Origin of the sequence: Niveispirillum sp. SYP-B3756 (assembly GCF_009495745.1) — a bacterium.
GTDB lineage: Bacteria > Pseudomonadota > Alphaproteobacteria > Azospirillales > Azospirillaceae > Niveispirillum.
This window is the reverse complement of sequence record NZ_WIDQ01000001.1, coordinates 220,879-233,429: the sequence shown is the minus strand read 5'-3', so window position 1 is coordinate 233,429 and position 12,551 is coordinate 220,879. Positions and strand designations below refer to the sequence as shown.

The following is a 12,551-nucleotide window of genomic DNA, read 5'->3' as shown; positions in this document are numbered from 1 at the left end:
GAGGGACGTTATCGGTTGCCTGGGGCACAAGCAATCATTCCGTGCAGAATATTACGCACCAAATGAAAAGGCCCGCCGTATGATGGGAAAAGGAATGTTTCCCTCGGCACCCGTCTGCGCATATTGGCCGATTGTCTCCGAAGGGAGCGGGGGGTATGGTGCGCCGCCTTTTCGTGACAACCGAAGCCAGCGCCATGACCCCTGTTGCCCCCGCCCGTGAAGCCGATTCCGGCCGCATCAACCGCCGCTTCGCCCGGCTGAAGCAGGAGGGACGGGCCGGGCTCGTCACCTTCATCACCGCCGGTGACCCGGATCACGAGACCAGCCTCGCCATCCTGAAGGGGCTGCCGGGGGCCGGTGCCGATGTGATCGAGCTGGGGATGCCCTTCACCGATCCCATGGCCGACGGCCCGGCCATCCAGGCCGCCGGCCTGCGGGCGCTGAATAATGGCGCCCGCATGACCCGTACCCTCGCCATGGTGCGCGATTTCCGCGCCCAGGATGACGAAACGCCGGTCGTGCTGATGGGTTACTACAACCCCATCTATAGCTATGGCGTCGACACGTTCCTGGCCGATGCCCGCGCCGCCGGGGTGGACGGGCTGATCGTCGTCGATCTGCCGCCCGAAGAAGATGGCGAGCTGTGCGAACCCGCCCTGAAGGCGGGGGTGAATTTCATCCGCCTGACCACGCCCACCACGGATGATGCCCGCTTGCCGGCCGTGCTCGCCAATACCTCGGGCTTTGTCTATTACGTTTCCGTCACTGGCATCACCGGTGCCGGCAGCGCCAGCAGTGCGGCGATTGAAGAGGCGGTGACCCGCCTGCGCCGCCATACGGATCTGCCGCTGGCTGTCGGCTTCGGCATCTCCACGCCGGAAGCCGCCGCTGCCGTCGCCCGTGTGGCCGATGCCGCCGTGGTGGGCAGCGCCATCGTGCGCAAGATTGAAGCCGGGCTGGATGACGACGGCAAGCCGGGTGCCGCCCTGGTGGCCGATGTGTTAGGATTCGTCGAAACGCTGGCCCAAGGGGTGCGCAACGCCCGCATCTGACGGCACCAGCCGCGGGGTGATGCCATGGTTTATGCGTTCGAGATTGGTGACGACCTGCCCGATCCGCCTACACGCGCTTTGGTGGAGGCGGATCTGGCCGACTGGAAAGCCCGGCTGGATCGCTTGATAGCGGATATCTGCCTGTGGGCAGAGGCATTTCCCGGTGTCGTGTGCGAACGGGGAAGCGTCGCCAAGATCGAACGCAAGATGCAGATGGTCGGGCTGAGCAAGCCGGTTGAGCTGCCCGCCTTGCTGCTCCACCGGCTTGTGACCCAGTCCGTCCGTCCCCTGCCGGTGGAACAGCGCACCGAACATATGGTGCAGCAGGGTTTGCCTGGGCGTATTGTCCGCCACGAGGCCACCCTTTCCATCACGCCGGATGCGCGTTGGGTGGTGGGCACGCGGGGGCAGGTCTGGATACGGTCGGACAAGATTTTTGACACGATTGCGGATATCGGCACCCCAGAGCAACCGGATTGGCGTCTGATCCGACGCGGCGATCCCGAACATCTCATCCCTTTCACCCGGGATGTGCTGCATGACTTGCTGGGGCGTCTTCAGTGACGCTGTTCACGGATATCCTGCTGGCACATGCGACGGCGGATCAGGTGATGTTCGATCACATCCGGCAGGCCCTGGATGCAGGCGATGACACTCGCCTTCAGGAACTGAACCTGATGTCGGAAGTGAATGACAATGCTTATTGCTTCCTGCTGTTCGCCCGGTTCGAAGCGGCCATCAAAGCGCGCTCCCAGCAGGTAATCAGTGCAATGCGTTGTCAGGCGCAAGGCCCCGAAAGGCGGGCGTGGGATGTGGTCAGTCATGACGGCTTATACTTCCTGAACCACGTCGCCTTATTGACGGACAAGGGTGGTTCGGATTACCGAGACATCCAAGAGCTCTATAAGGACCGCAACGCCATTGCCCACGGCAGGTTTGCTGAAACCAAGCCGAATGTGCCCGCGATTGCGGCCAAACTCAGCGGGATACTCTCCCGCCTTGAAGGTATCCCATGAACTGGCTGACCAACTTCGTCAAACCCAAGATCCAGGCCCTCGTTGCGAAGAAGGAGGTTCCGGACAATCTTTGGCACAAGTGCCCCTCCTGCGGCGCGATGATCTTCCATCGTGATCTGGAAGAGAACCTGCATGTCTGCCAGCATTGCGGCCACCATATGCGGCTGGACCCGGCCCGCCGGCTGAAGATGCTGTTCGATCCGGGCTATCAGGTGATTGAGCTGCCGAAGGTGCTGGTCGATCCGCTGAAGTTCCGCGACCAGAAGCGCTATACCGACCGGCTGAAGGAAGCCCAGTCCAAGACCAACCGGCAGGACGCCATCGTCGTCGCCCATGGCAAGATCGACGGCCAGGGGGCCGTGGCGGCCGTGTTCGACTTTAACTTCATGGGTGGTTCCATGGGGATGGCGGTGGGTGAGGGGCTGTTGGCCGCCGCCAAGCTGGCCGTGCTGCAACAGGTGCCCTTGATCGCCATCCCGGCATCGGGTGGCGCGCGGATGCAGGAAGCCATCCTGTCGCTGATGCAGATGCCGCGCACCATCATCGCCGTGGAAATGGTGAAGGAAGCCGGCCTGCCCTATATCGTGGTGCTGACCGATCCCACCACCGGTGGCGTGACGGCCAGCTTCGCCATGCTGGGCGACATCCATATGGCGGAGCCGGGTGCCCAGATCGGTTTCGCCGGTGCCCGCGTCATTGAAAGCACCATCCGGGAAACGCTGCCGGAAGGGTTCCAGCGCTCCGAATATCTGCTGGACCATGGCATGGTTGACATGGTGGTGCATCGCAAGGAGCTGCGGGAAACCCTGGCCCGCGTCATCGATCTGCTGCGCCGGCCGGGGCCGGGGGCGGAGATCGTGCGGATGCCGCGCGGCGATGGGCCGGATCGTGGCGGGCCGTCCCGCAAGCCGGTCAGCATCAAGGGTGGTGCCGGCGCGCGATGATCAAGGCCGCCCCCATCGTGCCGGGCTCCCCCCGGCTGGAGGCGGTGCTGGAGCGGATGCGTCTCCTGCACCCCAAGGTGATCGACCTGTCGCTGGGCCGGATCGAGGGGCTGCTGGCCAAGCTGGGCAACCCGGAACGCCGGTTGCCGCCCATCGTGCATGTGGCCGGCACCAACGGCAAGGGCAGCACCGTCGCCTTCCTGCGCGCCATGGCGGAGGCTGCGGGCAAACGGGTGCATGTCTATACTTCTCCGCATCTGGTGCATTTTCACGAGCGTATCCGGCTGGCCGGCCGCTTCATCGCCGATGACCGGCTGGCCGACCTGCTGGAGAGGATCGAGCAGGTCAATGGCGGCGATCCGATCACTTTTTTTGAGATCACCACCGCCGCCGCCTTCCTGGCCTTTGCCGAGGCACCGGCGGACCTGCTGCTGCTGGAGGTGGGGTTGGGCGGACGCCTGGATGCCACCAATGTCATCCAGGCGCCCGCCGTCTCTGTGCTGACCCGCATCTCCATGGACCATATGCAGTTCCTGGGGGAGACGATTGAGGCCATCGCGGCGGAGAAGGCGGGCATCATTAAGCCCGGCTGTCCGGCGGTGGCGGGGCCGCAGGCCGATCCGGCGGTGACCGGTGTTTTTCAGGCCAGTGCTGACGCTGCCGGGGCGCTGCTGTCGCTGGCGGGGCGGGACTGGCGGGCGGAAGCGCTGGGCGCCGATGGCTGGCGTTATAGCGATCGTCACGGCACCCTGGACCTGCCCCTGCCGGGCCTGCCGGGGGCGCACCAGATCGACAATGCCGGCACGGCCATTGCCGCCACCCGGCATCTGCCCTTTGCCATTCCCGATGCGGCCATCCGCCGGGGGGTGGCGGCGGTGCAATGGCCGGCGCGACTGCAGCGCCTGCACCGGGGGCCGCTGGTGGAACTGCTGCCGGTGAGGTGGGAACTGCACCTGGATGGCGGCCATAATGACAGTGCCGGCCAGGTGCTGGCCCGCCATCTGGCCGCCTGGACCGCCGATGGCCGCAAGCTGGACCTGATCTTCGGCATGTTGGGCAGCAAGCGCCCGCTGGATTTCCTGGCCCCGCTGGCCCCTTACGTGCGCCGCCTGCGCGCCGTGGCCATTCCGGGGGAGGCTGCCAGCGTGACAGCAGAGGATGCCGCCGCTCTGGCCCGGCAGGCAGGGATAGAGGCATCATCCTGTCAGGATGTAGCCGGTGCGGTGGCGGAACTGACCGCCCTGGGGGCAGGGGAACCACCAGCCCGGCTGCTGATCTGCGGCTCGCTTTATCTGGCCGGGACGGTGCTGGCGCAGAACGGGTAGGGCGGCTTTCGCCCGCCCGGATCACACCGCCACATCCGCCTTGATCGGCGGGTGCGGGTCATAGCCCTCCAGCACGAAATCATCGATCCGGTAGCCATCAATGCTGTCCGCCTTGCGCGCCAGCGACAGGCGGGGGAAGGGGCGGGGGGCACGGCTGAGCTGTTCGCGCGCCGGGTCCAGATGGTTCAGGTAGAGATGCACATCCCCGCCCATCCAGACAAACTCACCCGGCTGCAAACCTGCCTGCTGCGCCAGCATCAATTGCAGGGCCACCGCCCCGGTGAAGTTGAAGGGCGCGCCCAGCAGCAGATCGCAGGAGCGTTGGAACATCAGGCTGTTCAGCTTGCCATCTGTCGTCACATGATACTGATAGACCATGTGGCAGGGCGGCAGGGCCATGTCCGGCACATCCGGCACGTTCCAAGCATGGAACAGCAGGCGGCGGCTGGCGGGGGTCTGTTTCAGCCCGTGGATCAGGGCCGCAATCTGGTCATGTTCACGCCCATCCGGCCCCAGCCAGCGCCGCCATTGCTTGCCATAGACGGGGCCGAGTTCACCCCAGCGGGCGGCGAACTCATCATCTTCGACAATGCGGCGTTCGAAATCGACCTGGGAGATTTCCTCCCCCGTGGCGCGGCGATAGGCCGCCAGCGGCCAGTCGGTCCAGATCGTCACCTTTTCCCGCAGCAGCGGCTGGATATTGGTGCCGCCGGTCAGGAACCACAGCATCTCCTTCACCGCCATCTTCCAATAGACCCGCTTGGTGGTCAGGATGGGGGCGGTACCGTCCGACAGGTCGAACCGGACCATGGCGCCGAAGCTGGACAGGGTGCCGACACCGGTGCGGTCCACCCGGCGGTCGCCCTTTTCCAGGATATGGGCCATCAGGTCGAGATACTGATATTCGGGATGGCGCATTGAAGGTCGGTTCCGTTGGCAGCGATATGCAGCAAGACCTGTTCATTAACGCGGCCCATCGCTAATGTCACCCCGTCACGCCTGCATCTTGGAGAAGCTGTCTTGTTGATTACCGTGATCGCCGCCGTCGCCCGCAACGGGGTTATCGGCCATCAGGGCCGGATGCCCTGGAAGCTGCCCAGCGACCTGCGCTTCTTCAAACAGGTCACCATGGGCAAGCCGATGATCATGGGCCGCAAGACCTGGGACAGTTTCGGCGGTAAGCCGCTGCCCGGTCGCCCGCATATCGTGCTGACCAAGGACGAGGCGTTTCAGGCCGAGGGCGCCATCGTCGCCCATGATATGGACAGCGCCATTGCCAAAGCCAGGCAACTGGCGGAAGAGGCCGGCGGGCAGGAGATCATGGTGATTGGCGGGGCGCAGATTTACGCCGCCTTCCTGCCCATCGCCGACCGGGTTTACCTGACCGAGATCGCCGCCACGCCGGAAGGGGATACGTTCTTCCCGGCATTTGACCGTACCGGCTATCTGGGGGAGGAACTGGGCACCCAGAACCCGGAGGAAGGCCGCCCGGCCTTCCGCGTCATGCGCTTTCACAAGATGCGCAAACGCAATGGCTGAACTGCTGCCCTGGCAGTTTTTGACGGTGGAGAGCGGCCTGCTGCTGGCGGCCGCCTCCAGCATTCGTCTGGATGCGGCCGAACTGCACCGCCAGACCATGGCCGCCATCGCCGCTACCCCGCCGGAAGCGCGCAACCGCTATGGCAGCGAGGATGGCGACTGGACGGCGATCCCCCTGCTGCAAAATCCCGGCGCCTATGGCGATAACAAGCGCCTGCTACGTATGCCGGCGCTGGATCATCTGCCCCTGCTGGAAACGGCGGTGCTGTCCCTGCCGGGCTTGCAGGTGGAGGGATGCCATATCATCCGCCAGCCGGCGGGCGGTTATCTGCGTTGGCATTATGATAACCAGGCGCTGCACCTGTCCTTCGCCCGCTTGCTGCTGGCGGTACAGGTGCCGGATGAGGCTTTCACCTGGATCGGGCATGAGAGGCTGGCCTTTCCCGCCGGCACTTTGTGGACGGGGGATTTCTCCCAACCCCATCAAGTAGAGAACCCATCCGATCTGGACCGGCTGGTCATTGCGGTGGATGTCAGCACCAATGATATGGTGCGTTCATTGTTCCCGCCCGCACTCTATGCAGATGCCGCTGGGCGGCAATACCGGGCGCAGGAAGGTATCAATGCCCTGTTGGCGGCCCGAAACAGCTAGAATAGTCCCCGATACTGTTCCCTTGCCGCTGAAGCCTTTGTCATCATGCAACTGACCCCCATCCCCGACGATATCCTGCCCCAGGCCCTGGCCAGTCTTCGCGCCCATCTGTCACCCGACAGCTTGGCCCTGGCCGTGTTCGAGCGGATCGCAGCGACGCTGGATCTGGTGCCGCTGGGCGTGGATACGCCGGCACACCGGGCGGCGGGGGTGAAGCTGGCGCAGGATTTCGGCATCGGCACCATTGATGCGGAACCGATGGAAGCCTTCTCCTATGACGGGCAGTCCATCCGCACCCGGTCAGAGGCCTATGTGCTGATCCATGAGGTGGCGCATTGGCTGGTGGCCCCGCCGGAGCGGCGCGGCATGATCGATTTCGGCCTCGGCGCCGGCCCGGAATCGGGCCGGGTGGAGGAGGCCAACCGCGCCATCGCCGTGGATAAGGAGACCCAGATTGAGGAAGAGGCGCTATCCTCCCTGCTGGGCATCCTGTGGGAGGTGGAGTTGGCCCAACCGGCCATCCTGGCCTTTCTGGAACAGAACTGGCTGGAAGGCTGGGAACGCCCGGCGGGGTGCGCCGGCAATTTCATCAGCCATGTCGAATTGCTGCACCGCCGGGGTTTGATAGATGCCGACGGGCGGCCTTTCCCGCCCGAATCTGTCACCGGTGCGGTTCGCGCCGCAGCTTGATTGCGCATTTCCAGCGGCCCTTGCCGACCGGCCTTTTTGGTTGTTCCCTGATGTGAAAGAACGTCCAGGGAGGACAAGCATGAATGCCAGCACCAAGGGTCCGGCCATCCTGTCCATGATCGGCAATACGCCGATCATCCGGCTGACCCGCTTCGATACCGGCCCGTGTGAGCTGTATCTGAAGCTGGAAAATCAGAATCCCGGCGGTTCCATCAAGGACCGTATCGGCCTGCGCATGATTGAGGCGGCAGAGGCTGACGGGCGGCTGAAACCCGGCGGCACGGTGATTGAGGCGACGGCCGGCAATACCGGCCTGGGGCTGGCGCTGGTCTGCGCCGCCAAGGGTTACCGCCTGATCCTGGTGATCCCGGACAAGATGGCGGTGGAGAAGATCAACCATCTGCGGGCCCTGGGTGCGGAAATCCACATCACCCGGTCGGACGTGGGCAAGGGCCACCCGGCCTATTATCAGGATATTGCCGAACGGCTGGCCAGCGAAATCCCCGGTGCCTTCTATGTCAACCAGTTCGCCAACCCGGCCAACCCCCAGGCCCATGCCGATTGGACGGGGCCGGAAATGCTGCAGCAGATGGGCGGCGATATTGATGCCGTGGTGGTGGGGGTGGGCTCCGGCGGCACCTTCACCGGGCTGGGCCGCTTCTTCGCGGCGGCCAGCCCCAAGACGCAGATGGTGATCGCCGATCCCGCCGGCTCCATCATCGCCGATCTGGTGAACAAGGGGACACATGGGGAGCCCGGAAGCTGGGTGGTGGAAGGGGTGGGGGAGGATTTCGTTCCTCCCAATTGCGACCTGCAGCACGCCCGGGCCGCCTATACCGTCACCGACACGGAAAGCCTGAACGCGGCGCGCGACCTGCTGCGCAAGGAAGGCATCCTGGCCGGTTCCTCCAGCGGCACCCTGCTGGCCGCCGCGCTGAAATATTGCCGGGATCAGACGGAGAGAAAGCGCGTCGTCACCTTTGTCTGCGACACGGGCAACAAGTACCTGTCGAAAATGTTCAACGATGCCTGGATGGAAGACCAGGGCTTCACCCCCCGCGACCGCCACAATGACCTGCGCGACCTGATGACCCGCCGCTATGACAAGGGGCAGGTGGTGACGGTGGGGCCGGAAGACACGCTGCTGACCGCCTATAAGCGGATGCGGATCAGCGATGTCTCGCAATTGCCGGTGATGGAGGGCACGCGCGTCATCGGCATTCTGGATGAAAGCGACCTGCTGCTGCATGTGGAAAAAGACCCGGCCCGCTTCCGCGACAAGGTCTATACCGCCATGGTCAACCGGCTGGAAACGCTGCCCGTCACCGCACCGATGGCCGAACTGACCCGGCTGTTCGACCGCAATCTGGTGGCCATCATCATGGATGGCGACCGGTTCCTGGGCCTGTTGACCCGGGTGGACATGCTGAACCATCTGCGCCGGCAGATGAAGTAGGGGAGGGCAGGCGGGCTTCTTGCAAATACCTTGATATGCGAAACATATCCGATTGCGGATGGGTTTGGTGTTGGGTAGTTTGCCGACGCAAACAATCAAGCAAGAAGCCCCGTCATGCGCCGCCCCCTCCGATCCGCCGCCCTGTTCCTGTCGACCCTGGCCGGCACCCAGGCCCTGGCCGCTGAGCCGGCGGGCAATGTCGTCCGGCAGGCGGCCGATGCCTTTGGCCTGCGGGTTGGGACGGAATCCATCGGGCTTTATTCGCAATCGGCGGTGCGGGGTTTCAGCCCGGACGTGGCCGGGAATATCCGTCTGGAAGGTTTGTTCTTTCGCCCGGCTGGGGCCCTGACCGACCGGGCGGTGGACAGCACCAGCATCCGGGTGGGGCTGGGCAATATCGGCCAGCTTTTTCCCGCCCCCTCGGGCGTTGCTGATTTGACCTTGCGCGATCCGGGACAGGCCAATGGCTTGAACGCCACCCTTGCCCTTGATCCTTACCTGTCCCCCTATCTGGAACTGGACGGTGATCTGGCCAGCCCGGATGGTGTCTGGACGCTGGCCAGCGGGGTGGGGCTGTACCCGGATGATAATGGCCAGGCCGGCAATGATGCCCGCTATCTCACGGCGGCCTTCATTCCCCGCTGGCGCCCGTCCGACCGGCTGACCATTACCGGCCTGCTGGATATGGAATGGGGTCGGGATGAGGAGGCGACGCCCACCCTGCTGCCGCTGGACGGGACATTGCCGCCCCGCATCCGGCGTTCGCGCTTCATCGGTCAGCGCTGGGCCGATTATGATTTTGACAGCCGTAACCTGGGGCTGATCGTCGATGCCGCGCTGGCCGACGGTCTGGCACTGCGCAGCGGCCTGTTCCATTCCCGCCACAAGGTGGGCATGGACGCCTTTGCCCTGCTGGACGGCATTGATGCCACGGGGCAGGGTGACATGTGGGTGCTGATGTTCCCGCCAACGCAGAATGCCGTCTGGTCGGGGGAAAGTCAGCTTTCCTATGGCTGGTCCGGCCAGACGGCCCGTCAGACCCTGACCGCCAGCCTGCGCGGCCTGTCCAGCCGCGAACGGTCGGGCGGGGAGGTGGAGGTAGCGCTGGGCCCCTGGCGGGTGGATGAGGTGCGGGATGTGCCTGAGCCCGATCTGCTGTTCGACCAGCCGCAATCGCGCGATCAGGTGCGGCAATGGGCGGGCGGTGTTACCTGGCGGCTGGAATGGGCGGGGCGGCTGGATACGAGTGTCGGTGTGCAGAAGGCGCGCTATCGCAAAAAATCCCGCAACGGTGCCGATGCCCCGGCGCGTGGCAGCTCCGATCCCTGGCTTTACAACGCGCTGGTGGCCTGGCGCTTCGATGGCGATGTCACCGCCTATGCCAGCTATGCCAGGGGGCTGGAGGAGGCGGGATCACCGCCGATAACGGCGATCAACCGCAACAGCCTGCTGCCGGCGGTACTGACCACCCAGCGCGAATTGGGGGTGAAGCTGCCATTGGGGCCGTTGAACCTGACCAGCTCGCTGTTCGATGTCCGCCGTCCCTATGCCGGGTTGGATCGGGAAGATCGCTATGGCTTCCTGGGGGAGGTGCGGCACCGGGGGCTGGAGGCCTCCCTGACCGGCCAGCCGCTGCCGGACCTGTCGCTGGTGCTGGGGGCGGTGCTGCTGGACCCGGTGGTGACAGGGCCGGAGGTGAGGGAAGGGCTGATCGGGCATCGCCCGGTGGGGCAACGCCGGCTCCATTGGCAGGCCAGCCTGGATTACACCCCACCGGGATGGGAAGGCGGCTCGCTTGATCTGGTCATTGATCATCGCGGGGCCACCACGGCCCGGCGGGACAATCTGGCCGATGCGCCGGCCATCACGGTGGTTGATCTGGGGCTGCGCCAGGAACTGGCTTTGCTCGGCCAGGATGCCACCCTGCGCGCCCAATTGTTGAACCTGTTCAACGCGGATGGCTGGGAGGTGGTGGATGATGGTGAATATAGCGCCATTGATCGCCGGGCGTGGCGCGTCGCGCTCAGCACCCGCTTCTGATCTTCGTCAAAGCATCGGCTGTCGATCCGTCATATGCTGGGGTAATTGTTTCCCCAGCATGTCGGAGCCAGCAGATGATCGATATCCCCGCCGATTTGGACCATGCCCATGTGGAGATCGCCGGCGCCAAGGTGAAGCGCTTCGATACGCTCTGGTCGGAGGGCGGGCGGGAATGGCGCTGCGCCTATGAATTGCTGGGCACCGTGCGTGTCTGTGCGGAGGTGCCCAGCATTGTCGGCAAGAATACGGAGATCATTCTCTCCAACCATGCCATGAATAATGCCCTGCGCTCCTATAACCTGACGGTGCACGGCGATACGGTGCTGTTCGCCGTGCATGTCAGCGACCAGATCATCCATGATCTGGAAAAATACTATCTATCCAAGCTGGCACGGGCCTTCGACCTGCGGCTGCACCTTGTCTGTTCCGATGCCCAGGCCCGGCTCTTCTCCCCCATCGGGCTGCAGATGTCGCCGGTTCTGTTGCCGATATGATCGGATGACCCGATCAGTTGGTGCAGGGGCGTGCCTGTGACCGGCAACATGTTCCGGGCAATGGCCTCCAGGTGGCGTGATCCACCCCTCCCCTGGTATGGTTCGCCGCCGGTCACCCAATCACCCGCTCACTGCGGAAGCGGCAATCCTGTTCGCTGGCATAGGGGGCCAGCCGCTCGGCCATCAGGCGCATCATACCGTCATTGCCGTTGAAGGTTTCAAACCGGGCCGGGTGGTCCGGCCCGTAGTGCCGGGCCTGCAGTGCCGCTGCTTCATAGAGACCGCGGATCATCCAGCCGCAGCGGCGCAAGGGGGCGATGGTGAAACCGGATGTGTAATGGATGCAGTCCAACTGCCGGTTCCGTTCCCCGATGATCCAGCCCACCACCCGGCCATGGTGGCGCAGCAGCAGGCTGACCTCCGGGTCGGCGTGCGACAGCATCCAGTCCTGCAGGGTCAGCCGTTCCTCCACCTGCCCGCTTTCATGCAAGGCGGCCAGTTCATCCCGGTCGGCCTGGGTACGGTCGGCCCACAGGCTGTGGCTGTATCCATCGCGGTCCTGCCGATCGAACAGGGCTTGCCAGTGCGGGCGGATGGCATTGGTGAAGCCGGCGGGGCCCGTGAGGCGGATTTCCGCCAGCGCCGGTGCGGACCAGCCGGCGCGGCGCAACAGCGCCGCAAATGCCGGCACATCGCGCATCCGGTTATTGTGGAAACAATAAAGCCGGGTGAAACCAGCATCGCCGGCCATCCCCGCCACCCCGTCCAGCAGGGCCAGACCGATGCCATGCCGGCGCAGCGAAGGGGCCACCATGATGGACAGCAGCCGCGCCTCGCCCTCCCACATGCCTTCCACCAGGGCCAGCCCGGCCGGCATGTCGCCGGCATGGGCGGTGACGGCAAAGCAATTGCCGGCGATGGGGGTGCCCGTCGGCTGTGGCCCGATCAGGTTTTCCAGCAGCACGGGGCGATATCGGGGATAGGTCAGCGCGGCAAAGCCGGCCAGGGCACCGGCCATATCCGGTGCCGGCCAGTGGGTGAGGCGCACCCCGGCAGGCCCTGTCACTGTTTACCCTGGCCGTACTGGCTGCCCCCGGCAGAGACCAGTTCCAGCTCGTGATCCGTCAGCTCATCATCATTGGCGATGGCGATGAAGGAGGTGAGGTCGCTTAACACCAGTTCCACATCGGCGGGCTGGATGGAAAGGCCGCTGGCCGCCGCCTCCCGCAGCACGGCGGCGATCAGGGCCGCATCATCCGGGCAGGCGAACAGGCGGCGCATCAGCGCGTCATTTTCCCGGATCTGGCGATAAAAGGCGACCAGCACTTCCTCGGTCATTCACC

The 12,551-nt window shown here is 64.7% G+C and carries 14 protein-coding genes; 11 read left to right on the top strand and 3 right to left on the bottom strand.

What is annotated here, in order from left to right:
* Nucleotides 1-194: 194 nt before the first annotated feature.
* Genes trpA through GE253_RS01055 form a run of 5 tightly spaced genes read left to right on the top strand, consistent with a single transcriptional unit; the run spans nucleotide 195 to nucleotide 4,337 of the window.
* Nucleotides 195-1,052 carry a tryptophan synthase subunit alpha gene (trpA, locus tag GE253_RS01075; protein ID WP_153202808.1) on the top strand — a complete coding sequence of 286 codons (858 nt, stop codon included), beginning with the start codon at nucleotides 195-197 and terminating at the stop codon, nucleotides 1,050-1,052.
* 24 nt (nucleotides 1,053-1,076) lie between these two features.
* On the top strand, nucleotides 1,077-1,616 hold the full coding sequence (locus tag GE253_RS01070) for a hypothetical protein (RefSeq protein WP_153202293.1): 540 nt from the start codon (nucleotides 1,077-1,079) through the stop codon (nucleotides 1,614-1,616).
* A complete protein-coding gene (locus GE253_RS01065) occupies nucleotides 1,613-2,068 on the top strand; it encodes a hypothetical protein (RefSeq protein WP_153202292.1) in 456 nt (151 codons plus the stop codon). Before GE253_RS01070 ends, GE253_RS01065 begins: the two co-directional genes overlap by 4 nt.
* Nucleotides 2,065-3,012 carry an acetyl-CoA carboxylase, carboxyltransferase subunit beta gene (gene accD, locus GE253_RS01060; RefSeq protein WP_153202291.1) on the top strand — a complete coding sequence of 316 codons (948 nt, stop codon included), beginning with the start codon at nucleotides 2,065-2,067 and terminating at the stop codon, nucleotides 3,010-3,012. The genes GE253_RS01065 and accD overlap by 4 nt, the downstream gene beginning before the upstream one ends.
* A complete protein-coding gene (locus GE253_RS01055) occupies nucleotides 3,009-4,337 on the top strand; it encodes a folylpolyglutamate synthase/dihydrofolate synthase family protein (RefSeq protein WP_153202290.1) in 1,329 nt (442 codons plus the stop codon). The genes accD and GE253_RS01055 overlap by 4 nt, the downstream gene beginning before the upstream one ends.
* A 21-nt stretch (nucleotides 4,338-4,358) precedes the next feature.
* Here GE253_RS01055 and thyA read toward each other — a convergent pair whose 3' ends face one another.
* Complete coding sequence (gene thyA / locus GE253_RS01050; protein ID WP_153202289.1) at nucleotides 4,359-5,255, bottom strand: thymidylate synthase; 897 nt, start codon at nucleotides 5,253-5,255, stop codon at nucleotides 4,359-4,361.
* Between the two features lie 102 nt (nucleotides 5,256-5,357).
* Here thyA and GE253_RS01045 point away from each other — a divergent pair, with 102 nt between their 5' ends.
* From GE253_RS01045 to GE253_RS01020, 6 genes are all read left to right on the top strand, one after another.
* Nucleotides 5,358-5,876, top strand: coding sequence for a dihydrofolate reductase (locus GE253_RS01045; protein WP_247878420.1), 519 nt, complete (start codon nucleotides 5,358-5,360; stop codon nucleotides 5,874-5,876).
* Nucleotides 5,869-6,528, top strand: a complete 660-nt coding sequence (locus GE253_RS01040; RefSeq protein WP_153202288.1) for an aspartyl/asparaginyl beta-hydroxylase domain-containing protein — start codon at nucleotides 5,869-5,871, stop codon at nucleotides 6,526-6,528. Before GE253_RS01045 ends, GE253_RS01040 begins: the two co-directional genes overlap by 8 nt.
* A 45-nt stretch (nucleotides 6,529-6,573) precedes the next feature.
* Nucleotides 6,574-7,218: an elongation factor P hydroxylase gene (locus tag GE253_RS01035; RefSeq protein ID WP_153202287.1), complete on the top strand. Its 645-nt coding sequence runs from the start codon at nucleotides 6,574-6,576 to the stop codon at nucleotides 7,216-7,218.
* Between the two features lie 79 nt (nucleotides 7,219-7,297).
* Nucleotides 7,298-8,674, top strand: coding sequence for a cystathionine beta-synthase (locus tag GE253_RS01030; protein ID WP_153202286.1), 1,377 nt, complete (start codon nucleotides 7,298-7,300; stop codon nucleotides 8,672-8,674).
* Nucleotides 8,675-8,788: 114 nt separating this feature from the next.
* A complete protein-coding gene (locus GE253_RS01025) occupies nucleotides 8,789-10,714 on the top strand; it encodes a TonB-dependent receptor (RefSeq protein WP_153202285.1) in 1,926 nt (641 codons plus the stop codon).
* Nucleotides 10,715-10,788: 74 nt separating this feature from the next.
* Nucleotides 10,789-11,208, top strand: a complete 420-nt coding sequence (locus GE253_RS01020; RefSeq protein WP_153202284.1) for a hypothetical protein — start codon at nucleotides 10,789-10,791, stop codon at nucleotides 11,206-11,208.
* A 112-nt stretch (nucleotides 11,209-11,320) separates the two neighbouring features.
* Here the strand turns inward: GE253_RS01020 and GE253_RS01015 are convergent, their stop codons facing one another.
* Together GE253_RS01015 and GE253_RS01010 are read right to left on the bottom strand one after the other, a co-directional pair.
* Entirely contained in the window at nucleotides 11,321-12,274 is a 954-nt protein-coding gene (locus tag GE253_RS01015) for a GNAT family N-acetyltransferase (RefSeq protein WP_153202283.1), read from the bottom strand.
* Nucleotides 12,271-12,546, bottom strand: coding sequence for a hypothetical protein (locus GE253_RS01010; protein WP_153202282.1), 276 nt, complete (start codon nucleotides 12,544-12,546; stop codon nucleotides 12,271-12,273). Before GE253_RS01010 ends, GE253_RS01015 begins: the two co-directional genes overlap by 4 nt.
* Nucleotides 12,547-12,551: the final 5 nt, after the last annotated feature.